General features: G+C 31.2%; 16 protein-coding genes and 2 tRNA genes. 12 read left to right on the plus strand and 6 right to left on the minus strand.

What is annotated here, in order from left to right; genetic code table 11:
- Positions 1-127: 127 nt before the first annotated feature.
- Positions 128-2,941 carry a DNA polymerase I gene (gene polA / locus Q1A46_RS18260; RefSeq protein ID WP_299682409.1) on the minus strand — a complete coding sequence of 938 codons (2,814 nt, stop codon included), beginning with the start codon at positions 2,939-2,941 and terminating at the stop codon, positions 128-130.
- Positions 2,942-3,048: 107 nt separating this feature from the next.
- A complete protein-coding gene (locus Q1A46_RS18265) occupies positions 3,049-4,065 on the minus strand; it encodes a matrixin family metalloprotease (protein WP_299682412.1) in 1,017 nt (338 codons plus the stop codon).
- Between the two features lie 243 nt (positions 4,066-4,308).
- On the opposite strand from Q1A46_RS18265, the gene Q1A46_RS18270 reads away from it, so the two are divergent.
- The 3 genes from Q1A46_RS18270 to Q1A46_RS18280 all read left to right on the plus strand — a co-directional run bounded on the left by Q1A46_RS18270 (position 4,309) and on the right by Q1A46_RS18280 (position 7,182).
- A complete protein-coding gene (locus tag Q1A46_RS18270) occupies positions 4,309-5,442 on the plus strand; it encodes a serine hydrolase (protein WP_299682415.1) in 1,134 nt (377 codons plus the stop codon).
- 136 nt (positions 5,443-5,578) lie between these two features.
- Positions 5,579-6,802 carry a metallophosphoesterase gene (locus Q1A46_RS18275; protein WP_299682419.1) on the plus strand — a complete coding sequence of 408 codons (1,224 nt, stop codon included), beginning with the start codon at positions 5,579-5,581 and terminating at the stop codon, positions 6,800-6,802.
- Between the two features lie 86 nt (positions 6,803-6,888).
- The gene (locus Q1A46_RS18280; RefSeq protein ID WP_095069585.1) at positions 6,889-7,182 is read left to right on the plus strand and encodes a co-chaperone YbbN; all 294 of its coding nucleotides are present in this window, start codon (positions 6,889-6,891) and stop codon (positions 7,180-7,182) included.
- Between the two features lie 57 nt (positions 7,183-7,239).
- Here the strand turns inward: Q1A46_RS18280 and Q1A46_RS18285 are convergent, their stop codons facing one another.
- From Q1A46_RS18285 to Q1A46_RS18295, 3 genes are all read right to left on the minus strand, one after another.
- Positions 7,240-8,283 (minus strand): NAD(P)/FAD-dependent oxidoreductase, encoded by a 1,044-nt coding sequence (locus Q1A46_RS18285; protein ID WP_299682424.1) that lies wholly within the window; start codon positions 8,281-8,283, stop codon positions 7,240-7,242.
- 9 nt (positions 8,284-8,292) lie between these two features.
- The gene (locus tag Q1A46_RS18290; RefSeq protein ID WP_299682427.1) at positions 8,293-10,719 is read right to left on the minus strand and encodes a LodA/GoxA family CTQ-dependent oxidase; all 2,427 of its coding nucleotides are present in this window, start codon (positions 10,717-10,719) and stop codon (positions 8,293-8,295) included.
- A gap of 186 nt (positions 10,720-10,905) precedes the next feature.
- The gene (locus Q1A46_RS18295; protein WP_299682430.1) at positions 10,906-14,064 is read right to left on the minus strand and encodes a DUF2723 domain-containing protein; all 3,159 of its coding nucleotides are present in this window, start codon (positions 14,062-14,064) and stop codon (positions 10,906-10,908) included.
- 187 nt (positions 14,065-14,251) lie between these two features.
- On the opposite strand from Q1A46_RS18295, the gene Q1A46_RS18300 reads away from it, so the two are divergent.
- From Q1A46_RS18300 to infB, 9 genes are all read left to right on the plus strand, one after another.
- Positions 14,252-14,322 (plus strand) — tRNA-Gln (locus tag Q1A46_RS18300).
- Between the two features lie 172 nt (positions 14,323-14,494).
- Positions 14,495-16,942 (plus strand): DUF4114 domain-containing protein, encoded by a 2,448-nt coding sequence (locus tag Q1A46_RS18305; RefSeq protein ID WP_299682433.1) that lies wholly within the window; start codon positions 14,495-14,497, stop codon positions 16,940-16,942.
- Between the two features lie 80 nt (positions 16,943-17,022).
- Positions 17,023-17,093, plus strand: a tRNA-Gln gene (locus tag Q1A46_RS18310).
- Positions 17,094-17,355: 262 nt separating this feature from the next.
- Positions 17,356-17,988, plus strand: a complete 633-nt coding sequence (locus Q1A46_RS18315) for a response regulator transcription factor (protein WP_299682436.1) — start codon at positions 17,356-17,358, stop codon at positions 17,986-17,988.
- 62 nt (positions 17,989-18,050) lie between these two features.
- Complete coding sequence (locus Q1A46_RS18320) at positions 18,051-18,233, plus strand: hypothetical protein (RefSeq protein WP_299682439.1); 183 nt, start codon at positions 18,051-18,053, stop codon at positions 18,231-18,233.
- Positions 18,181-18,894, plus strand: a complete 714-nt coding sequence (locus Q1A46_RS18325) for a hypothetical protein (RefSeq protein WP_299682442.1) — start codon at positions 18,181-18,183, stop codon at positions 18,892-18,894. The genes Q1A46_RS18320 and Q1A46_RS18325 overlap by 53 nt, the downstream gene beginning before the upstream one ends.
- A gap of 280 nt (positions 18,895-19,174) precedes the next feature.
- Positions 19,175-19,636 carry a ribosome assembly cofactor RimP gene (rimP, locus tag Q1A46_RS18330; RefSeq protein WP_299682446.1) on the plus strand — a complete coding sequence of 154 codons (462 nt, stop codon included), beginning with the start codon at positions 19,175-19,177 and terminating at the stop codon, positions 19,634-19,636.
- 10 nt (positions 19,637-19,646) lie between these two features.
- A complete protein-coding gene (gene nusA / locus Q1A46_RS18335) occupies positions 19,647-20,903 on the plus strand; it encodes a transcription termination factor NusA (protein ID WP_299682449.1) in 1,257 nt (418 codons plus the stop codon).
- Between the two features lie 96 nt (positions 20,904-20,999).
- Positions 21,000-23,894, plus strand: a complete 2,895-nt coding sequence (infB, locus tag Q1A46_RS18340) for a translation initiation factor IF-2 (RefSeq protein ID WP_299682452.1) — start codon at positions 21,000-21,002, stop codon at positions 23,892-23,894.
- Between the two features lie 33 nt (positions 23,895-23,927).
- Here infB and Q1A46_RS18345 read toward each other — a convergent pair whose 3' ends face one another.
- Complete coding sequence (locus Q1A46_RS18345; RefSeq protein WP_299682455.1) at positions 23,928-24,329, minus strand: hypothetical protein; 402 nt, start codon at positions 24,327-24,329, stop codon at positions 23,928-23,930.
- Positions 24,330-24,541 lie beyond the last annotated feature (212 nt).

Below are 24,541 nucleotides of genomic sequence, written 5' to 3' on the forward strand. Positions count from 1 at the left end.
AGTTGGGTACTATCACGATTTCGTGTTGATAACTTTTAGCTAGTTTGAGTTAATGAAGTATAATTCCATAAAAAAAAGCTACTCAGAATTTCTGGTAGCTTTAATTTATATCATGTTTTAAGAGTTTTTAATGTGCCTCTAACCAATTTTCTCCTAAACCAATTTCAACATCTAAAGGAACTGCTAGTTTAAAAGCATTTTCCATTTCATGTTTAATAATTGGTTTAATCGTTTCTAATTCGTCTTTATGAGCATCGAAAACCAATTCATCATGAACCTGTAATAACATTTTTGATTTAAATCCTTCTTCTTTAAATCGTTCATGAATGTTAATCATGGCTAATTTGATAATGTCTGCCGCACTACCTTGAATTGGAGCATTTACAGCATTTCGTTCTGCTGCACCTCGAACAATTGCGTTTCTAGAATTAATATCTTTCAAGTAACGTTTTCTTCCAAGAACAGTTTCTACATAACCATTATCACGAGCAAAGTCTACTTGTTTTGCCATGTAAGCTTTTAGCTTTGGATATGTTTTGTAATAAGCTTCAATTAATTCTTTAGATTCTGAACGAGTTAAATTTGTTTGATTACTTAATCCGAAAGCAGAAACACCATAAATAATTCCGAAGTTTACAGTCTTTGCATTACTACGTTGTTCACGAGTAACTTCATCTAGTGCTACATTAAATACTTTTGCGGCTGTAGAAGCGTGAATATCTTCTCCGTCTTGGAAAGCTTTGATCATAGTTTCTTCTTCACTTAAAGCAGCGATAATTCGAAGTTCTATCTGACTATAATCGGCAGCTAATAACGTATAATTTTCGTCTTTTGGAATAAAAGCTTTACGAACTTCTTGTCCGCGTTTTGTACGAATTGGAATATTCTGTAAGTTCGGATTATTAGAACTTAGCCTTCCAGTTGCTGCTACAGCTTGTGCATATACAGTATGAACTCTATTTGTTTTCGGATTTAATTCATTCGGTAACGCATCAACATAAGTACTTTGTAGTTTTTTACATTGTCTGTACTCTAAAATATCAGCAACAATTTTATGTTCTTTTAAAGCAGACAATACATCTTCCGCAGTAGAATATTGTCCTGTTTTTGTTTTCTTAGGTTTGTCTACTAATTTTAATTTTTCAAATAAAATCGGACCTAATTGTTTTGGAGAGGCAATATTGAATTCTTCTCCAGCTTGTTCGTAAACAGATTTTTCTAAGCTTTCAATATCACTAGAAAGTTCTTTAGAGAACGAACCTAAATATTCAGTGTTTAAGTTGATTCCTTCAATTTCCATAGCGGTAAGTACAGAAACTAAAGGTAATTCTACAGTATTAAAAAGATCAGTAAGTTTTCCTTCTGCTAATTCTTTAACAAAGTGTTCTTTTAATTGTAACGTAATATCTGCGTCTTCTACAGCGTATTCTGTTTGTTTTTCTAATTCAACAACACGCATAGAAAGTTGATTTTTCCCTTTTTTACCAATTAAATCAGTAATAGGAACAGCTTGATAATTTAAGTATGTCTCAGCAAGTATATCCATACCGTGACGCATATCTGGATTAATCAGATAATGAGCAATTATAGTATCAAATAATTTTCCTTCAACAGAAATATTGTAATTAGATAATACTTTAATGTCGTATTTTATATTATGACCAATCTTTTCAATCTTTTCATTTTCAAAGAATGGTAAGAACTCAATTAAAATAGTTTGAGTTTCTTCTTGATCTTCAGGAAAAGCTACATAATAACCTTTGCCAGCTTCCCAAGAAAAAGCAATACCAATCAATTCTACTTCTAAGGCTTTTAAACCTGTAGTTTCTGTATCAAAACAAACCGAAGTTTGCTGTAATAATTTAGAAAGTAACAATTTCCTTGAAAGTGGTGTATTCACCAATTGGTAGAAATGAGGTGTATTGTTTATGGTTTTAAAACCATTGATTTCTTCAGTTTTATTTCCTCCTCCTGGAGTAGCAAACAAATCAAATTGAGCTGGATTTGAAGCTTTTGTCGCAGTCTTTGTAGTTGTAGTATTATCTGCTGCAGGTGTAGCTCCAAAAGTTTTTAAGAAATTATCTGTTAATCTTCTAAACTCAAGTTCAGTAAAAATTGCTCTTGTTTTTTCTATATCTGGTTGCTCAAAGATTAGTTTGTCCTGTTCTAATTCAACAGGAACATCGAGCATAATTGTTGCTAGTTTTTTAGAAAGTAAGCCTAATTCTTGATTAGCTTCTACTTTCTCTTTCATTTTACCTTTTAACTCATGAATGTTTTCAAATAAGCCTTCCATACTTCCATAAGCGGCAAGGAATTTTTTAGCTGTTTTTTCTCCAACACCAGGTAAACCAGGAATGTTGTCGACAGAATCTCCCATCATTCCTAAAAAGTCAATTACTTGCTCTGGTCGTTCAATTTCAAACTTTTTTTGAACTTCTTCTACGCCCCATTTTTCATAACCATTACCCATTCTTGGAGGTTTGTACATGAAGATGTTTTCAGAAACTAACTGTGCATAATCCTTATCAGGCGTTACCATATAAGTAACTAAATCTTCCTTTTCAGCTTTTTTAGCAAGTGTTCCAATAATATCATCAGCTTCGTAACCTTCTTTTACAATAGCAGGAATGTTCATTGCTTCTAAAATTTGTTCTATATACGGAACAGCAATGCGAATTGCTTCTGGAGTTTCTTGTCGGTTCGCTTTATATTCTGGAAAGATTTCATTTCTATCTACACTTCCTCCACGATCGAAACACACAGCTAAATAATCTGGTTTTTCTCTCTTTATAACATCCAATAAAGAATTCATAAATCCTAGTATAGCTGAAGTGTCTAATCCTTTAGAATTTATTCTTGGGTTTTTAATAAAAGCATAATATCCTCTAAAAATAAGTGCGTATGCATCTAATAAAAAAAGTCTTTTTTTGGTATCCATATGGTTATAAAATTGAAGAATGTAAAACTACAAAATATATATTCCATGTATAAAAAAACCTCTTAAAGTTTATTTAAGAGGTTTGTTAAATATAGGTTGTTTACTTTTTACCACCAAGGCCAAGCACTATATTGCTCACAGTAAATAGAGTTATCATCACCCGCTAGGTCTCTCTTTGGATTTCCGATGTAAGAAGGGTTCATAACATTTACAGGTGAAAACTGTAAAAATTCTCTATCAGGTCTTCCGTTTTCGTCTACAGATGCAATTAAGACACCAGAATGTCCTAACCCTAAAGAATGTCCGAATTCATGTAAAGCAACAGAAGCAATATCAACAGAACCTGGTGCTAATCCATCAGTACTCCAATTTACAGCATCGTTAAACCAAGTTTCAGTATGTGATAAATCGATTTTTCCATCACCATTTACATCAGTAAAGTCTCCATTTTCATCTCTAAATCCGAAAGAGAAATTTACGGCTAAAGTACCTGTAGATGAAGCTCCAATTAAATCGAAAATAAAAGCAGGAACATATCCAATAACGTTATGGTCTGCAACTGGTCCTGAAGGTAAATCTCCAAAATTTAAAATAGTACTAGGAAATCCATCTGTAGCTAAAGAAAATGCTTGTTTATCTATAGCTACTGAATTACAAACAGATTCATTTTCCCAAACATCATACATGTCGTCGAAAATTTGTTCTGAAGGAATTCCATTTGGAGATGTAGATAATTCAGAAACTACCACATATGTTAAATTGTCTCTACTTTCTCTTCTTGGATCATTTGGAATAAATCTAAAACCTGTTCTGTATTCATTTGAAGCGTCAACAATTGGGATGATTGTTAAAGCATCTTTGCCTTCAATATTGTGTATTTGGTTGTAGATTTCAATTTGAGCGATTCCATAACCTTTAAGCTTTTCATTAATGTCTTTAGCTAAAGTTAAGGTTTCAATATTGCTGTTTCTACCTTTTAAGCTATTTCCGTATTTAAAGCTTAATTCTTTTTTGTTAATGGCTGATGAAGTTTCATTGGGAGTTGTTTCTTCGTTGGTGCTACATGATGCTAATAATAAACTAGCAGACACCATCAACATTGAAATTGATTTAATGGTTTTCATAATATATAATTAATGGTTTAAAATTTTCTTACAAGAAATACTACTTTACAATTTTTAATGATTAAAATAGGAGTTATAAGTATTCATAGCAATGGGTTTAAAATTACAGAATAGATTTTTTTTTAGTGTTAAAAAAAGATTGACTTTCGATATGAAATCGACAAAAATTTCAAAAAAAAACACAAAATTTGAAACAGAGAATTATTGTTAGCGTCAGATATATAATTGTAAAAAAATGAATTAATGAAACTTATTTGGAAAATTATACTTGGACTTGTGTTGTTTGGTATTATAGCTTTTATTGGGTTAAGCTTTTGGGCATATAACAAAGTTGCAAAAATTGATGATTTGATAATTCTAGGCAATGAAACTCAAATAGAGAAAATTAAAAAAGCAGATGAATGGTTAAATAAATTACAAAAGGATAATAAGTTTAATGGTGCTGTACTTTTAGTAAAAAATGATAGCGTGCTTTTAAAAAGTACGTACGGATTTATAGATCATACCAGAATACAAAAATTAAATAATGAATCTTCTTTCCGATTAGCGTCGGTTTCTAAGCAGTTTACTGGAGTTGGAATTATGTTATTAAAAGAGAAAGGAAAATTAGATTTTGATGATTCAATAACAAAATTTCTTTCTTTGCCATTATATAAAAAGGTTACAATAAGACATTTACTAAATCATACTTCTGGAATTCCAGATGTTTATATGAATTTTCCTGAAAAGTATCAATCAGAAATAGGAGAAGCTCTAACAATTTCAAAAATGATAGAGCTTTTAGGTAAAGAAAATTTGCCGCTTAATAATGTACCTAACGATATTCATTCTTATAATAATACGGGTTACGTTTTATTAGCTGGAATTATTGAGAGTGTTTCTGGTGTGTCTTTTGAAGAGTTTATGCAAGTAGAATTGTTTGATAAATTAAAAATGGATAATACTAGAGTTTGGAATTTAGTGTCAAATGATAAAGATTTTGAAAACAAAACATCCTCTTTTGATAATGTTTTAGGAGATGTCGTTGAGTTAAAACCAGATGTTTTAGATGGTGTTGCTGGTGATGGAGCTGTGTTTAGTAGTATAAATGATTTTGTTGTTTGGAATCAGTTTTGGAATGGAAATGAGTTGTTATCTCAAGAAACTATGGAAGAAGCTTTTAAGAAAACGATTTTAAACGATGGTACAATTATTAATTACGGTTTTGGATGGTCTATTTTTAGTGATTATGCTCATGGCCACAATGGTTCTTGGTTAGGAGCTCGAACAAGTATTGTTAGAAACAAGAAATTAAAAAACTGTATTGTGGTATTGGATAATTCGGCAAGTATGAATGTAGATAGGATAGTAAAACAATTGGTTAAGGTTTTAAAATAATTTCGACTAAACATCCGTATTGAAAAACTATATAGATAAAGTTTGTTAACATATTTTTATAATATTACATAATTCGAATAGATATAAATTGTTGATTGATAGCTGTATCTTTGCCCTCACTTAAAAATAAAAGTATATGCCACGTTGGTTAATTCCATTAATTATTATCACAACTTTAATTGTAATTTTTGAAGCTTATACATTCCAAGCAATAAAAATGGTGACTAAAAACACCTATATCAAATATGTTTGGCTTGGATTAAGTTTAATTGCTTACATAAACTTTTTTTACACGATTTTTTCTTCTGACAGAAGTTCTGGTCAAACAAGACAATTTCAATGGGCTGCTGGTTTTATGTTGTTAGCATTGTTGCCAAAAATTATAATTGTGCTTGTAATGTTTGGAGAAGACATTGTAAGACTTTTTCAAAAAGGAATTTCTATGATGTCTAATGAAGAAACAAAACCTCTTGCAGGAAGGAGAAAATTTATTTCTCAGTTAGCTTTGGGTTTGGCAGCGATTCCTTTTGCTAGTATGTTGTATGGAATTTTTAAAGGAAAGTACAATTACAAAGTTTTAAAATATCAATTAGCTTTTAAAGATTTGCCTGAAGCTTTTGATGGTTTTACAATTACACAAATCACAGATATTCATTCTGGAAGTTTCGATAATAAAGAGAAAATTCAATATGGTGTTGATTTAATTAATGAGCAACAATCGGATATGATTTTATTCACTGGTGATATAGTGAATAATTTCGCTCATGAAATGGATGATTGGATAGATGTGTTTAAGCAATTAGAAGCACCCCGAGGTAAGTATTCTATTCTTGGAAATCATGATTATGGAGATTACTCTTCTTGGAAAACTGATGCAGATAAAGAAGCTAATTTTCAAGCGATAAAAGATATTCATCCAAAAATTGGCTTCGAACTTTTATTGAATGAAAATAGATACATAGAGAAAGATGGCGAAAAAATAGCTTTAGTTGGAGTTGAAAATTGGGGGAAAGGGTTTAAAAAAGAAGGCGATTTAAAGAAAGCTTCAGAAGGAATACAAAAAGAAGATTTTAAAGTATTGATGAGTCACGATCCAACACATTGGGAGTTAAAGGTAAAAGAAGATGATTTCAATTATCAATTAACTCTAAGTGGTCATACTCATGGTTTACAATTCGGAATTGAAATCCCAGGTTTTTTACGTTGGAGTCCATCTCAATATGTGTATAAACAATGGGCAGGATTGTATGAAGAGTTCGGACGTTATATTAACGTAAATAGAGGTTTTGGATACCATGCTTTTCCCGGTAGAGTAGGAATTTGGCCAGAAATTACTGTTATAGAGTTAAAAAAAGCTTGATTTCTAGCATTTTTATAGTGTTTTTATGGCTTCTTAATAAAAAAATAGTAATTTTAAGCACTATATAGTTAAAATTTGTTAATACAATGACAAAGTTTGGAGAAATCATTAATATTCAAAAACCAGTATTGATCGATTTTTATTTTGACTGGGATGATACCGAAAATAATCTTGATACTCTTCGAGATGTAGCTGCTGCTTTAGGAGATAAAGCTAAAGTGATTAAAATTGACATTAAGAAAAATGAAATTTTAGCATCTGCATTAAAAGTAAAAGGAAATCCGACTTTTATGATATATAAAAATGGAGAGATGATGTGGAGAAAAACCGGAGAGCAAGATGCTAATACCTTAATAGGTTTAGTTCAACAATATGTTTAAAATTTAAATAAAAAATAAAAGGAAGTCACCAATAGGTGGCTTTTTTGCTTTTATGATTTAATGTAGTTCGAATAACTTTTCTTTTTGTTTTAAGTACTCATTAAAAATAACATACATTTTATCTTGGTATTCTTCTAGGCTTTGAAGATTACCGTGCATATAGTTTTCAATTGTAATTGCAGCTTCTTTAGCTGTGTAAATTGCGTTTGAAATTCCGTGAGAAGAAATAGGATTAAAAGCCATAGCTGCATCACCAATACTTAATATATTCTGAAATGAAATTTTTGATGGAATTGAAGAATTTGCTTGTTTTCCAAAAACTTTAAAATTGCCTTTTGCAGGAATACAGTATTTTAAAAAAGCTGTTTCACTAAGTAATTTATTCCAGTTTTTATAATCTTTAAAACTCTTGTAAAGTCTGTTTTCTTTTGTTGTGTATAAAGAAACAATTCTTGTAGTTTCATTTAAATCAGAAATTGTCCCCCAAGCATTATTAAAAGATTCGGTAAAAAATCCGTATTTTAAATTAGGTCCCGTTTTGGGTAAATAACATAAATAAGCCAAGTTATTATCATATTCGATATTATCGATATTGGCTTGTTTTAAGATATGCCTTTTTCGTCCTGTGGCGTCTACGATTAAATCACTATTAATAGTTATGGTTTTATTATTAAGTTCTCTAATTGATATACTGTTTGTTTTCTTATTTACAGTTACTTCAGTAATGTCTTTAGCATGAATAATATGTTTGCTTTTTTCTTCTAAAGCAGTAATGATTTTCTGTTTGTTGATTTTTAAACCGTTATTATATTTTCTTTTTAAGAAGAAATTTTCATCACTAATTTGTGAATTGTTCCATTTTGATTGATAACCATATGTCTTTGTTGAAAAAGCCTCAAAAACTGATAAAAGATCAATTTCATGTAAAAGTTCTAAAGTACTAGGAGGAATAGTTTCTGCTAAAGGTAAATTTTGTTTTGAATTTACTTTATCAATAAGAATACTATTGATTCCCTTTCTTTCTAATAATAATTGTAAAATGAGTCCTGAAACTCCTTTTCCAATAATTAGAACATCGGTTTTTAATTGTTCAGGACTCATTATAGTATATTATTTGAAGATTAAAAAGAATTCTGAAGAACCTTCAGATCCTCCACATTTATCAATGTAATTCACTTCTATAGTAACAAAGGAATTTGCAAATTCTTGTAAGTTTGATGTGATGTCAATTGGAGCTTCAGGAGTAATTCTTCCGCTGCAATTATTACTGAAATCATGAGTAAAAACAGTTTTTCCATTAATTTTCATTTCAAAAACATCGTCAACATAAACATTACCTGTTCCTTCAAGATTAGATGATAGGAATGCTGATAAGTCTTCTGGAATCCAAACCATTTCTCTAGTGTTTGTGTAGAATACACTTGGCGGAGCTAATCTCACAGGTTTAGCAGGAACAGCTTTTCCTAAAAATACCGAAGTTATGTTTTTTACATTTTTACTTTCTGAAGCTACATAAACCAGTTCTGGAATTCCGTTTACATTAGATTTTCTACCAGCAACTACACCAACATTTTTCCATTTGTACACCATATTAATTAAGCCGTTCATGTATCCGCCTTCCGCATGATAACCAACATAACCAGTATCTGTAGTCATCAGCCAAGGAAGTCTGTTTGCATAAACATATTGAATAGTTTCAGGTTTTAATTCAGAATTACGCATAGCAACTAAACTTTCTTCAGTAAGTACATCTACAGGTAAATTTGCAGCCCACCAAGCAGGAATTGGATATTGACTATCTAAGAATACTTTTTGGCAACTACCAGCATCCGATTGCCAAGGAATTCCCATCCATTTTGTTAAATCACCAGGTGTACTTTTCCATAACCAACCCTTATTGCTATTTCCACTGATAGATTCTTTAACATCATCAGAATTCATTTGAAATCCAAAATCGTTATAAAATATTTGACTTTGCTCTTCTGGAGTAGCTGCACCAATTCTTACTTCACGTAATCCGAAGAAAGAATTCCCAGGAGTAACGTTTGCATACGCTAAAGAGTTTTCAGCATACATTTGTGCATGTCGCATTGGCCATGTTAATTCTACACCAGGGTGGAATCCTCCACCATATAATGTCTCTAAAACGGCACGAGTCATTAATAAAGCTGTTTTAGCTGGATCTTTAGCTGCTTCTAAATATTGATTTTGATAATGTTTACCAAGCTCGTCCATGGTAGTATAATCTCCTTCTAATGAAGTAAAGTTTCCATCTCTCCATTTTCTTAATTCATCGTATAAAACTGGTGGAATAGCAAACCATTGCGCTGGACTTCCAGGGTAATTAATTCCATCTCCAGGATAAAACGGATATTGTAATTCTTGAGTTCCACTACCGATATTTGTAATATCTGTTTTACTTTTACTAGGAATTATTGGTTCGTTATTATAGTTGTATAATGGATCTCTAAATAATTGAAAAATCTTATTACGAACAGGTTGTGCAGCTTTAGAATTACTGTATAAAGCTTTAAATTCTTCAGTTGTCAATTCATCTATAGTTTCTCTAAAAGAAGGCGCAAGGAAATCACTTAAATTAACCCATTGCATTCTGTATAATCTGTAAAGTACAGGAAAGATCAAACTAAAATCTGTAGTAAAACTTTCGTTAGCGATACCACAAATAAGATCGTACATTGTTGCTAAAGGTTGAATTTGCGGAGCATAATCTGGCGGGGCAGAAGCAACCCAAGCAGCAGAATCAGCATCATTAAGTTCGTAAGTTGTTCCATTTATGGTTACTTTAGCAGTAACTTTTCCGTCACAAATATCATCGTACCAGTTTGAGTTATCAGCAAAATCTGTGTTTAAATCAGAAGGATTTAATGCTGCTGAAATTCCGTCACCCGGATAAAAAATAAGCGATCCTTCATCGTATTCAATAGCTCCTAAGTTTACATCTCTAGCATTTAAGTTCATTGCGTTTGCAATAAAACTATTGTTTTGTCCTTCTAAAGGAAAAGGAAATTTACCGCCTAATGCTACTGGTGATGTATTTTTAGAAGTAATAGTTGTAGGAGCTGGACTGTTGACCAATTCCTTTCTGTAATCATAATCTTTACCGTTAATTAATTGTTCGTTAAGAACATTCGGATTTCTTCTAGAAGTACTTATTCCTGGAGCGATTTTTTCAGTGAAAAAATTTGGACTTAAATTGTGATTATCTGTGTTTACAGATAAATCTAAACTGTTATTAAAATCGTACCAGAAAGGCTTTTTGTTAGCAACTTCAACTGTCCATTCGATATCGCAAGAAGCCGGATCTATTTTTTGAATAGGTTTTCCGTTATCGTCACATTCATAAATATAAAAACGTTGTGCTTGTTTTTTTAAGGCTCCGTCTTTGGTATGAAATTCTAAGTTTTCTTCATATAAGTTTGCCCATGGAACTTCTGGTGTAAATACTACATCAGCTTTATTGGTTGGGCCATTTCCTAGTCTAGCAATTCCTATAGATGGATAAATTCGTAGTTTCATTTTTATTTGATTTAAGGTTCGTAATCAAATTTAGTTTTAGAAACTAGGAGAATAGGAATAAATGTATTAAGGTGTTAAAAAGAAGGAATAAGAATAGCTTTTTTGGGGATAAAAGCTTTTTGTTCGAATAACTTATAATGATAGGGTAAAAAAAAGAGTATCTATTTATAGATACTCTTTTAAATTTTATTCAGCACTTATTGAATCTAAGAGCTTTTGTTGCATCATTTCTAATGAGTCTAACATTTGTAACTCTTGTTGTTTTTCTTCTTCAGGCATTTGTATTAAATGATTTAGTAAGAAAAGCTTGCTGTTAAACATTTCTTCAATTGTTTTCTTGTAAGTCATATCATTGTCAAAACGTCTAATTTGGGCCATGATATTTTGATACATAAATATTGTAGTTTCTAAATCATCTGCAATATAAGCAATATCGTCATAAGTGCTATAATGTTCTAATTGCTGGTTGAAAATATCTAAAAGAGTTTCAGCAGTTTGTCTTGCTTTGTTTTTATCTCCAATTCTATAATAAAGTTCAGGGTATCCTAAAGATATACTATAGTGACCGAAATCTTTAATTGGCATTTTATGAATTGATAAATCTAACACTTCTTTTGCTGTTGCTGTATCTCCTTTAATTAAAAACTCTTCAGATAAACGCATTAAGTTATTACGTAAAGAAATGGCATTACGCTTTGCTTGCTCATCTAAATAAATTTCACCGTTATTTATAGTTTTCCAATCCCATTTTTTAACATTATTGTACATTTTTTCAGGATCAATTCGTCCCATGTCAAACATAGATCTACCTGCGATTGGAGTTCTAATAGGAACAAGTTTATAGGCCATTCCATCTAATTGTAAATAATCTTTCAGCCAGATATATTCTTCGTCCGCACCAGCACCACCAGTAAAGTAAATTGGTCGTTTCCAGTCGAAGTTATTTAAAATATCTAACATTAAAATTCTATTTTTAGTGATAGCTTCATCAATATTTATATCAATGTAGTCTAACATTTTATCCGCATCTTTAGGAGCTACAATTCCATATTTTAATGCATTTTCTTTATTAACAGGAATACGAATTCTTGTTGTAGGGAATAATTTTTCTTTCAATCCGCTAGGAGATTCGAAATATGTAGCTTCATGATCAGTAGCAATCCAGTCCATAAAAGATTTGATAGGAATTACCGAATCTTTTAATTTAGGATGTGGGAAATGATAAGCGATATCTAAAGTCCCGTATTTATACTGATGATGTTGTAATTTAGATGGAATAGGATCTGCATCGTATGTTTTTTTCTTCATCTGGTCAATGTACCAGTCTGTAGCAAATAAACTCGTATTAATGATTTTAATATCTCTACGAACTCCTTCAATTTGTTGCATGTACCATAGAGGGAAAGTATCATTATCTCCAATGGTAAATATTATAGCGTTAGGATCACAGCTTTCTAAATAGGTTTGAGCGTTTAATTGAGCAATATAACGATCAGCTCTATCGTGATCATCCCAGTTTTGGAATCCCATTAGTGCAGGAACGCTTAGTAAAGATACTATAGAAATAGCTAAAGCTACTATTGGTTTTTTGCCGTAAGTTTTTAAAGCTTCGTATAAAGCTAAAACTCCAAAACCAATCCAAATAGCAAACACATAAAACGATCCTACGACAGCATAATCACGCTCTCTAGGCTCAAAAGGTTTAGGGTTTGTGTAAAAAATAATGGCAAAACCAGTAAATACAAAGAATAAACCTAAAGTATACCATCTTTTCTTATCTTCTTTTACATGGTATAATAAACCAATGATTCCTAAAATTAAAGGTAAGAAGAAATAAGTATTCCTACCTTTATTGTTTTTTACGTCATCTGGTAATTTTTCTTGAGGAATTCCAAAGAATGCATCAACAGGTTTAATACCACTTAGCCAATTACCATTATTATCTAAATGTCCTTGAATGTCATTTTGCCTACCTACGAAATTCCACATAAAGTAACGACCATACATGTATCCGAATTGATAGTTAAACATAAATTTTAAGTTTTCAACGAAAGTAGGTCTACGTTGACTTCTTAATGGGATTCCTGCAATTTGCTTATAATATTGCTCGGCTCCAGGATCAACCATTCTTGGTATAAATCCTTTATGTTTGCTCGACCACTTTGGAATAACGTTTTTATATTGATTTACAATTTCGTACTTCCCGTTTATTTTCTCGTATTTAGGTTTATCATCTACGTAAACATCTTCTCCGTTAGAATCTTTATCTAATGCTTTTTGGAAAGCAAATGAATAATATTTATCATAAAAAACATTAGCATCTCCGTATTGTTCACGATTATAATAAGCTAATAATTCTCTGGCACTAGAAGGATTATTTTCGTTAATAATTGTATCGGCATTAGCTCTAATAGGTAACATTAACCAAGTAGAAAAACCAATCATTATAAATAAGATAGATAATATGGCAGTGTTAACCCAAACTAAATTTTTCTGACGTGTGTATTTTAAACCATAAACAAATAAACCAATTAAAAGAAGTGCAGCTATAATTGTTCCTGAGTTATATGGAAGTCCTATAGAATTGATAAAGAATAATTCAGATGCACTAAAGAATTTTAGTGTAAAAGGAAATAAAAATTTAAAAACAAAAGCTAATACTAGTATAGAAATTACTGTAGCTATACTTGTAGTTTTGATATTAATATCCTTATAATTCTTAAAGAAATATAACATTACGATTGATGGGATAACCAAAAGCGATAGAATATGAACACCAAAAGATAAACCAACAACATAACTAATCACAATTAACCATTTATTACCTCTTGCCAGGTGCATTTCGCTTTCCCATTTTAATCCTAACCAAAATAAAATAGCCATTAAAAATGAAGACATGGCGTATACTTCACCTTCTACAGCGCTAAACCAAAAACTATCAGAAAATGTATATGCTAAAGCTCCTACTAGACCACTTCCTAATACAGCGATTTTTTCTCCAAGAGTAAAATTATTGTTTTTATCGACTAATCTTTTTGCAAGATTAGTAATAGTCCAAAACATAAAAAGAATTGTAAAAGCACTTGCTAATCCAGACATAAAGTTCACTAAATAAGCCCAATTACTCGGATCGCTACTGAACATTGCAAAAAATGCACCTAACATTTGGAATAAAGGAGCTCCTGGTGGGTGACCTACTTCCAAGTTTACAGCTGTAGATATATATTCTCCACAATCCCAAAAGCTAACAGTAGGTTCTAATGTTAAAGTGTAAGTAATAAGTGCAATACCAAATGAAACCCATCCTAATATTACGTTCCATTTTTTGAAACTAAAGTCTTTCATAATTTGAATAAAAAATCAATGCGAATGTACTAAATATTTTATGTTATAAAATATAGTATTTATCTCTTGTAATCAAGAACAAACAAAAATAAGATAAAGCCAATGTTTCAATAATAAAGTTGTGTTAAAAGAAAAAAAAATTTGCAGAATTGAAAAATAGTTATAAATTTGCAGCCGCATTAATTATTGGCCTATGGTGTAATGGCAACACACCGGTTTTTGGTACCGATATTCTAGGTTCGAGTCCTAGTAGGCCAACTTTACAAAAGCTTCTGCAATTCGCAGAAGCTTTTTTGCATTTCAAAGTTTTGTAAAATTAGCTAGGCTTTTTGTGAGGTCAGTTAATCTATAGTTAAAAACGATTAAACGATAATTTTATAGTTAGGTCTTTAGTTGGTAGTAATTTAGTCCATGTAAAAACCCCGTAATCATGAAAAAATTATTACTATTATTATTCGTTTGTTTGTCACAAGTTGCAATTTCGCAAAATTACAATTACTTAGGATCTTATACTTCTAACGGTACTCCAAACTATCTTGTAAGTCCAGGAGATAATGTATCTGTTGAAACTTTAGAGATGATCAGTAATGCTTTACCAGAGTCATACCCTGTTCCAGATTATAATCCGCAATATATTACAGCAGGTTATGATACTAATGTTGAATTAACCCAAGCTGCAGATGTTTTTGTAACTTTTGTTGCTGAAGGTGCTGGTTACAGAAATGTATTAGGTTTTTATACTTATGATTTAGATAATCCACCAACTTCTGCGCCTTCAGAAGAAGATATTACGATAATTTTTCCTAACGCATCTGCTTTGGGGAGTGGAGGAGGGCTTCAAGTAGGTGATAAAGTAAATATTGGAAGTTTTCCAGCTAATACTGGTATTGGTTGGGTGTTATTAGCTAACGCCTGGAGTTCTTCTCAGCAAAAAGTAGGTTATGGTCATTGGACAGTTTTTTCTAATCCAGATTTTAATCCTGAAGCTAATCCAGATTTAAGACATCACAATGTGTTATTGTCTGATGCTGAAAATGAAAGAATAATTTTAGGTTTTGAAGATATAAGAAGAGACTATGGAAGTTGTGATAATGACTTTAATGATGCTATATTTTATATAACAGCAACGCCTTTTTCTGCAATGAGAATTAATAACGTAGCTGACGTTAGTTCTGCTAGTAATGTAACATCATCTTATGACGGAGGTTTAGAAAGTAACGGAAAGTTAGCGCAATTAATAGCTAAAAGAAATTTAGAAAGAAGTAAAAATAAAACTCACAGAAATTTAAAGCAGTTTCAAGCTAAATTTGAGAAAGAATTGTTGATGAGTAGAGGTAATAGAAATAGTTTAATGAACTATTTGCCAGATACAGGTATGTTTGGTGTAGAAACTGCTTCAATATCTAGTCCAGATGACTTAATTGGTGTTACTAATGCTCAAGAAGTATTTGCTGCAGATTATTATAATGGTAATGATAGGGTTTCAGCTATTTTAGCAACAAAAACAGAAGGTTCTGTTTACGATCATTCAAAGGCAATTTGTGATCGTCTTAATAGTTCTTCAATAGAAGACATTAGAACAATCACTACTAGAGGTCATAAAATGGTGAGCTCTAAAATTAGAAGAGCTAATGGATTAGTAGAGTATACTGTAAGTTTTTCGATAAAAATAGGAACAGAAGAGAATGAATTATATAGTTACTGGAATATAGAACAATACCCAATAGGTGATTATTATAATTTCCAAGTATGGGGAAGTACATATTCTCAAGTTTTTTCAAACGTTAATTATATACTAGATACTTTCGCAGATCAAAAAAAATTAGTTAGCGATGGTTCTAATACAGAAATACCTTCGGTATTTGTAAGCTCTGGTAGATATTCAAATGGACAATTATTTTTAGAAGTAATTAATAAAAATGAAACTAAAGAAGTGTTATTTAATGGTAATATTCAAGATACAGAAGTTTCTAACGTTAGAAATTATTCGGAAACGTTAAGTCTAACAGGGAATTGGAATGAGACTTTAATCGTAGATACAGGAGTGTTGTTTGATATAGGTTTTTCTTTAAGTACATCAACTTCTTCAGCGATTGACGGATTGTATTTAGCTGATGGACCATGGGGAGTTGACTATTTAGAAGATTATGCTTCTGTTCAAAGCTTTAGTGTAACAAACGAAGACGTGTATGATGAGGAAATGGAACATGAAGTGAATAGAAATGTATCTATTCAAGGTCAAGTTAAAGGAAATGTAAACATTTTCAGACATGTGTTGCCGGGTGATCAAACATTAAATGTATCAGAATATAACTTCATATCTTTCGAAATGGAAACTAGTAATGAGATAGAGTTAGTGTTAATGACTGAAGATTTAGAAAATTGGGATAATAGATTAAGGTATGTGATTCCTGCTAATTCTGAAAAAAGATTATATGAGATTGCATTCAATGATTTTAAAGATGGTGAAGGAAATAGCGGAAGCATTAGAGATGTAAAAACAATAGTCTTTTCAATAATTGGAGATTTTACAAATACGGTACAATATGATGTAAGTGTTAATAATGTTAAATTTAAATCTGCTAGTTCAACATTATCTGTAGATGATTTTGAGGCAACTAATCAAGCTAAAGTTTTTAATTATCCAAATCCATTCAAAGGTGGTACTACTATCATGTTACCAAAACAATCAGATGTGGTGGAATTAAAGGTTTATGACTTATTAGGAAGACAAGTTTTTGCAGACGAGGTTACTACAATAGGAATAGATCGTAGAAAAGTTTTCTGTAATCCACAGATTAATATTAAAGGAGTTTATAAGTATGTTGTTTCAGATGAAGAGGGGAATACATATAAGGGTACCTTTGTTTCTAAATAAAGAATTTTAAAAATTCTTAAAAAAAATAAAGTTTGTGTTTTTTAATACAAACTTTGTTTGTATATTTGCACCCACAAAATTGGCCTATGGTGTAATGGCAACACACCGGTTTTTGGTACCGATATTCTAGGTTCGAGTCCTAGTAGGCCAACATAAAACCTTCAAGTTTATTCTTGAAGGTTTTTTTGTGTTCAGAATTCAAATGAAAGTTCTTTTCGTTTTGTTTAAGTGAAGTCTTAAATTTTTCTTAAAATAATGTTTTTGTAATAGGTAAAATGTGGTAAAATTCACTTTTATTTAAAAACTAAGGGTTTTGTCTACAAATTAATTTAATCTAGCTCGTTATATTTGTTATACATTTAAATTAATTAACCTCCGACTGTATTTCTTGCAGTAATAAATTTAAAAGAAAAATGAAAGTATTTATAGCTGACGATCATGAGCTAATCATAGATGGTATAAAAGCGATTCTAAAAACCTCTGTTCATCAAGTAGTGGGTTCCGCTAATACAGGAGCTGAACTAATTCAATGGTTAGATGTCAATGAATGTGATGTAGTTATTTTAGATTTAAAACTTCCTGATATGAATGGTATTGAAGTTTTAAAAGCTTTTTTTGGAAAAGAAAACGCTCCGAAATTTTTAATTGTATCAGGTTCTTATGATGTTAAACAAATTCAGGAAACTATATTGTTAGGTGCTTTAGGTTATGTTTCTAAAGTTGAATTAAGTAAAGAATTAGAAGAAGCTTTGTTTAAAATAGATCAAGGAAAAAGGTTTTATACAGATTGTGTTATCGATGTAATAATATCTAAACAATTAGAGCAAGATAGTTTGGTTACTTTACAGAGTATGTTGTCGCACAGAGAAGCGCAGGCGTTACAGATGCTTAGTGAAAATATGGAGACATGCGATATTTGTGATGAAATGAGAATAACTAAAAGTTCGTTCAATACGCTGATTTCTAGAATGACCAAGAAATTAAAAGTTAAGAAAAAAATCGGATTAGTCGTATTAGCGATTAAACATAAATTCAATGTAGGATAAGCAAAGCTATAGGTGTATAAATTTTTTAATTTTAGTGGTTTATAAACTCAAATCACATAATTATGAAAAATTTATTCAAAATCGTAGTATTAGTAATCGTAGTAAGCTTTGTTTCTTGTACAGAAAACCAAGAAATAGTAACAAGCAATGGGCAAATCATTGAAACAGAACAATTCGGTACAGAAAAAGAAGATGCAACCGCACCTGATTCAGAAACAGAAAATCCAGACTTGGAAGAAGACTAGAGCTATATTGTTTTATATAGGTTTTGGTGGAATTGTAGCGTTTTTGTTTTTTGCTTTCGAATTTTTAGAAAAAGAAAGTGAAGCTACTGTAATTTCAAGAGAACAAGCAGTTGTTAAAAGGAAAGCCAACACTAAAGAATTAAATGAATTAAAGGCTTATGTAAAACAAAATAATCCCGAGTTATATGCTAGATACATATATGTAAATAATCAATTTAAAAAATCTAAAGAAGTTTATAATCAGGCAGTGGAAGATGATAAGTTTTTAGGTTTTAAAAGTTTTAAAATTTTTGCATATCAGTTTTTTCCAACATTACTCTTTTTTTTATATGTGCTGTATCATTTGTATTTAAGTGTGCATGAAAGGAAAAAAAAGTTTGGGATTAAAATAATACACTTGGTTTTTCTTTTATTTTCAATAGTGAAGATTTATTGGGTGTTCCAATCATCTGCAGATTTAAGTAAGGGGGAATATTATATTTTGGCGATAATTACAACCATTTTGGTTTCTTTTTCTGTATGGTTATTTCATAAAAAAGAGCTTACATGGAATAGGAAAGTAAAGAAGAAATTAATGAAAGTGTCTTATTATGCCATGGTAAATTGCGATGAAGATAAAGCAGAAGATATGGCTAAAATAATAGAACAACCCATAAAATAAGATAAGATAAACCGGCTTTAATTCGTGCCGGTTTGTTGTTATATAATGTTTTAGCGTTGTAGTAGTTCTGTTATTTTTGATGATTACGAAATTAAATATCGAGCAGAATTAATCACTTTGAAAAATCTTCAAAATATTTAAAGATAATTCTTCAATAAAATAACTTAAAAGCTAATGTTTTTCTTTACTTGTTTAGTATATTATAAGTTACTATATTTGCACAGAAATTCTCGATAAGATAATTGCAGGGGACAAACAGTCCCCTCTTTTTATACCTAAAATGAATCAAGACAAAGTAAAACAGTTATTACAAGAAGCATTAGATGAGAATCCAACATTGTTCCTTATCGAATTACAGTTTCTAGCTAATAACAAGATAAAGGTAATAGTTGATGGAGATTCAGGTATTCCTTTGAGTGAATGTGTTAGAATCAGTAGAAATATTGAACATAACTTAGATAGAGAAGAGGAAGATTTCTCATTAGAAGTAACCTCTCCAGATATATCTCATCCTTTAAAAGTTAAAAGGCAATACAATAAAAACCTAAATAGAACTTTAAAGGTAAAAACAGAAGATAAAGAATTTGAAGGCATATTGTCTGAAGTAAATGAAGATAGTATTGTCTTAAAATGGAAGACAAGAGAACCAAAACCAATAGGTAAAGGGAAACATACAGTAGAGAAGGAAGCAGAAATACTGTATAAAGATATTAAAGAAGCAAAAGTGAAGATTATATTTTAACAGCAAGAAAATGGAGAACATTGCATTAATTGAGTCATTTTCAGATTTTAAAGACAATAAAAGTATAGACAGGGTTACCCTTATGTCTATATTAGAGGAAGTATTTCGTTCAGCATTAAAACGTAAATATGGTTCTGATGACAATTTCGATATCATTATCAACCCAGATAAAGGTGATTTAGAAATTTGGAGAAATAGAGTTGTTGTAGCAGACGGAATGTCTGAAGATGATAATGAAGAGATAGAACTTTCTGAAGCAAGAAAAATTGAGCCTGATTTCGAAATTGGAGAAGATGTTTCTGAAGAGGTGAAATTAATTGATTTAGGAAGAAGAGCAATTCTTGCGTTACGTCAAAATTTAATTTCAAAAATACATGAACACGACAGTACTAATGTATTTAAGCAATTTAAAGATTTAGAAGGTGAAATTTATAGTGCAGAAGTACATCATATTCGTCATAATGCCGTAATTTTACTCGATGATGAAGGTAATGAAATAGTATTGCCAAAAACAGAGCAAATTCGTTCAGACTTTTTTAGAAAAGGAGATGCCGTAAGAGGAGTAATTAAGAAAGTTGAGCTTAAAGGAAATAAACCGGCAATAATTTTATCAAGAACATCACCAAATTTCTTAGTAAAATTATTTGAACAAGAGATTCCTGAAGTTTTTGATGGTTTAATTACAATAGAAGGTGTAGCAAGAATACCCGGTGACAAAGCTAAAATAGCTGTAGATTCTTACGATGATAGAATTGATCCTGTAGGAGCTTGTGTTGGAGTTAAAGGTTCTCGTATTCACGGTATAGTGAGAGAATTAGGAAACGAAAATATTGATGTAATTAATTACACTAAAAACGAACAATTATATATTTCAAGAGCATTAAGTCCTGCAAAAGTGACTTCTGTAGAAATTATTAAGTTCGATGAAGAAAAAAATGGTAAAAAAGGACGTGTAAATGTACTTTTAAAACCAGAGGAAGTTTCTAAAGCAATCGGTAGATCGGGAGTAAATATTCGTTTAGCAAGTCAGTTAACAGGATACGAAATCGATGTGCAAAGAGAAGGAATAGAAGAGGAAGATGTTGAGTTAACAGAATTCTCTGATGAAATAGAAGCATGGGTAATTGAAGAATTCAAGAAAATTGGTCTTGATACAGCGAAAAGCGTATTAGAAAAAGATGTTGTAGAGCTTGTAAAAAGAACCGATTTAGAAGAAGAAACAATTGTCGATGTTCAAAGAATTCTAAGAGAAGAATTCGAAGAGTAGATAAATAATAAGGTTTGTTGATTCCTTAAAAATTAACAGCATGTTTTCTAAAAAAGAATTTGAAAACATGATCAATATAAAGTATAATAACTATTTATGGCTGAAGCTAAAAAATTAAGACTAAACAGAGTTTTAAGAGAATTAAATATCTCTTTAGATAGAGCGGTTGAGCACTTGTCTAAAAACGGACATGAGATCGAAGCACGCCCTACTACTAAGATTTCTGATGCTGAATACCAAATTTTATTAGATGGTTTTCAGACTGATAAATCTAAAAGAGTAGCTTCTCAAGAGGTAAGCGAAGAAAAGCGAAAAGAAAAAGAAGAAATTCGTAAAAGACTTGAAGCAGAGCAAGAAGCTAAGCGTTTACAAGAGGAGGCAAAAAAACAAGAAGTTTTAAAAGCTAAAGCCGAAAAACCACAGCTTAAAACTGTTGGTAAAATAGATATTGATAAGCCAAAAGCAAAACCAGAACCGGTTAAAGAAGAGCCTAAGGTTGTTGCAGAGGTAAAGAAAGAACCTGTTAAGGCTGAGGTTGAAGTTAAGGAAACTCCTAAGGCAGTTGTCGAAGAGAAAAAGCCTATTGAAAAGAAAAAAGAGGAGCCAGTGAAACCAATACCTCAAAAGCCAATAGATAAAGCTTCAAACGCAGCTTTTAAGAAAAATGAGCCAAAGAAAGACTTTGCTAAAAAGCAAGAGGCTAAAAAAGAAGCTCCAAAAGAAGTAACTCCTGAGAATGCTGAAAAGATAAAAACTAAGTATCAGAAGTTAGATGGTCCTAAAATGACAGGTCAGAAAATTGATTTAAAACAATTTGAAAGGCCTAAAAAGAAAAAGCCAGAAAACAAAGACGGTAATAATTCTAATAATAACGATAAGAGAAAACGTAGAAGAATTACTAAGCCTGGTACAGGAAATAATAACCAACAAGGAAACAACAATAATAACCGAGGTGGTCAAGGTAATAACCGTGGCGGACAAGGGAATAACCGAGGTGGTCAAGGAAATAACCGTGGCGGACAAGGTGGAAACAGAAGAGGTGGAAACCAAAGAGGTAGAGGAAGAAGACCAGAGGTTAAAAAGGAAGAGCTAACAGAAGCTGAAATCCAAAAACAAGTTAGAGAGACTCTTGAAAAACTTCAAGGGAAATCTAACAAAGGTAAAGGTGCAAAATACCGTAGAGAGAAAAGAGATCAACATCGTCAACAAGCTGAAGCAGAAATGCAAGCAGCACAAGAAAAAGTACTTAAAGTTACCGAATTCGTAACTGTAAGTGAAGTTGCTACGATGATGGATAAACCAGTTACTGATATTATTTCTGCATGTATGATGTTAGGAATGATGGTGACTATGAATCAGCGTTTAGATGCGGAAACACTTAAGATTGTAGCAGAAGAGTTTAATTATACAGTTGAATTCGTAGGGGCTGAAGTTGAAGAATCAATCGAAGAAGTAGAAGATAAAGAGGAAGATTTATTACCAAGAGCTCCGATTATTACAGTAATGGGGCACGTAGATCACGGTAAAACATCTTTATTAGATTATGTTCGTAAAGCAAACGTAATTGCCGGAGAAAGTGGAGGTATTACTCAGCATATTGGTGCATATGGTGTTACTTTAGAAGATGGTCAAAAGATTGCATTCTTAGATACACCAGGTCACGAGGCCTTTACAGCAATGCGTGCACGTGGTGCTCAAGTAACAGATTTAGTAATTATTGTAATTGCAGCAGATGATGACGTAATGCCACAAACTAAGGAAGCAATTTCTCATGCTCAGGCAGCTAACGTACCAATTGTTTTTGCAATTAATAAAGTTGATAAACCAAACGCAAATCCTGATAATATTAAAACGCAACTTTCTACTATGAATTTATTAGTAGAAGATTGGGGAGGAAATATTCAATCACAAGAAATTTCTGCTAAGACAGGTCAAGGTATCGATGAATTATTAGAAAAGGTATTATTAGAAGCTGAAGTATTAGAGCTTAAAGCAAACCCTAATAAGAATGCTATAGGTACTGTTGTTGAAGCTCAGTTAGATAAAGGTAGAGGTTATGTTTCTACAATTTTAGTACAAGCAGGAACATTAAGAATTGGTGATTACTTATTAGCTGGTAAACACAGTGGTAAGGTAAGAGCTATGTTTGATGAGCGTGGTAATAAAGTAAAAGTTGCCGGTCCTTCTACACCAGTTTCTATCTTAGGTTTAGATGGAGCACCACAAGCAGGTGATAAGTTTAATGTATTTGAAGATGAAAGAGAGGCAAAACAAATTGCTGCTAAGCGTTCTCAATTACAGCGTGAGCAATCAGTTAGAACACAGAAAACATTAACACTAGACGAAATTGGTCGTCGTATTGCTTTAGGAGATTTCAAAGAGTTAAATATAATCTTAAAAGGAGATGTGGATGGTTCTGTAGAAGCATTAACAGATTCTTTCCAGAAATTATCTACTGAAGAAATCCAAGTAAATATCTTACATAAAGGTGTAGGAGCAATTACAGAATCTGATGTATTATTAGCTTCTGCCTCTGATGCAATCATTATTGGATTTAATGTACGTCCTCAATCTAATGCTAGAGTTGTTGCAGATAGGGAAGAAGTAGATATCAGAACTTATTCTATTATCTATGATGCTATCAACGATCTTAAAGATGCAATGGAAGGTATGTTATCTCCTGAAATGAAAGAAGAGGTAATTGGTAATGTTGAAATCAGAGAAGTTTATAAGATTTCTAAAGTTGGAAACATTGCAGGATGTATGGTAATGAGTGGTAAGATCACCAGAGATGCTAATGTTCGAATTATCCGTGAAGGAATCGTAGTACACGATGGAGAATTAACTTCATTAAAACGTTTTAAAGATGACGTTAAAGAAGTTACTAAAGGTTACGATTGTGGATTACAAATTAAGAACTTCAATGACATTAAAGTAGACGATGTAGTAGAAGTTTATATTGAAGTAGCAGTTAAAAAGAAATTGAAGTAATCAATTTTTTAACTTTATAATATTTAAAAGGTCTTATGTTTTCATAAGGCCTTTTTCTATATCTCTACTATGTAAAACTTTCAAGACTATTAAACTTGATAATAAAGCTACCGCATAATAACATTTAGGAGTTCCTTTGATAATAGTTTTAGGGCAAACAAAATCTCCTGTTATATGAAGTGTAGATGCAGTTATAGCGATTGCAAAAGTGATTCCTATACTTATGTAGTAAATAATAGTGTGCTTGTTTAAGATATGAATTATTAATCCAATTAGTAATAGCGTCAATATTAAATAACACATTGGGAAATTTCTAATTTTCGGACATGCATCTCCAGTTTTAACTTCTTCAATAACGACTCTAGTAACCGATAAAATTCCCACAGTAAAGAATAAATAGATAGTTATTGAAATTAAATTTCGAAATGCTTTCATTAATTAATTTAGTTTACAATAGTTACTTTAATTAATTTTTTAGAAACTATTATTCATTAGTTGATGCAGTAATTAATGAATGGGGATTCACAACATTACTTTTATATAGTACTTAGCTATGTTCTGTATTTGTATAAGAACATAAACAATTAATAATAAGATAAATCTACATAATTTTCTGTAACAATCAAATCTTGAAGAGTATGATTGTT

This window comes from uncultured Tenacibaculum sp., assembly GCF_947502995.1.
In the GTDB taxonomy this organism is placed as follows: Bacteria; Bacteroidota; Bacteroidia; order Flavobacteriales; family Flavobacteriaceae; genus Polaribacter.

Excerpts from the sequence above, each read along its gene's own strand:
- polA (WP_299682409.1), bottom strand. The coding sequence starts at position 2,941 with ATGGATACCAAAAAAAGACTTTTTTTATTAGATGCATACGCACTTATT.
- Q1A46_RS18265 (WP_299682412.1), bottom strand. The coding sequence starts at position 4,065 with ATGAAAACCATTAAATCAATTTCAATGTTGATGGTGTCTGCTAGTTTA.
- Q1A46_RS18270 (WP_299682415.1), top strand. The coding sequence starts at position 4,309 with ATGAAACTTATTTGGAAAATTATACTTGGACTTGTGTTGTTTGGTATT.
- Q1A46_RS18275 (WP_299682419.1), top strand. The coding sequence starts at position 5,579 with ATGCCACGTTGGTTAATTCCATTAATTATTATCACAACTTTAATTGTA.
- Q1A46_RS18280 (WP_095069585.1), top strand. The coding sequence starts at position 6,889 with ATGACAAAGTTTGGAGAAATCATTAATATTCAAAAACCAGTATTGATC.
- Q1A46_RS18285 (WP_299682424.1), bottom strand. The coding sequence starts at position 8,283 with ATGAGTCCTGAACAATTAAAAACCGATGTTCTAATTATTGGAAAAGGA.
- Q1A46_RS18290 (WP_299682427.1), bottom strand. The coding sequence starts at position 10,719 with ATGAAACTACGAATTTATCCATCTATAGGAATTGCTAGACTAGGAAAT.
- Q1A46_RS18295 (WP_299682430.1), bottom strand. The coding sequence starts at position 14,064 with ATGAAAGACTTTAGTTTCAAAAAATGGAACGTAATATTAGGATGGGTT.
- Q1A46_RS18305 (WP_299682433.1), top strand. The coding sequence starts at position 14,495 with ATGAAAAAATTATTACTATTATTATTCGTTTGTTTGTCACAAGTTGCA.
- Q1A46_RS18315 (WP_299682436.1), top strand. The coding sequence starts at position 17,356 with ATGAAAGTATTTATAGCTGACGATCATGAGCTAATCATAGATGGTATA.
- Q1A46_RS18320 (WP_299682439.1), top strand. The coding sequence starts at position 18,051 with ATGAAAAATTTATTCAAAATCGTAGTATTAGTAATCGTAGTAAGCTTT.
- Q1A46_RS18325 (WP_299682442.1), top strand. The coding sequence starts at position 18,181 with ATGCAACCGCACCTGATTCAGAAACAGAAAATCCAGACTTGGAAGAAG.
- rimP (WP_299682446.1), top strand. The coding sequence starts at position 19,175 with ATGAATCAAGACAAAGTAAAACAGTTATTACAAGAAGCATTAGATGAG.
- nusA (WP_299682449.1), top strand. The coding sequence starts at position 19,647 with ATGGAGAACATTGCATTAATTGAGTCATTTTCAGATTTTAAAGACAAT.
- infB (WP_299682452.1), top strand. The coding sequence starts at position 21,000 with ATGGCTGAAGCTAAAAAATTAAGACTAAACAGAGTTTTAAGAGAATTA.
- Q1A46_RS18345 (WP_299682455.1), bottom strand. The coding sequence starts at position 24,329 with ATGAAAGCATTTCGAAATTTAATTTCAATAACTATCTATTTATTCTTT.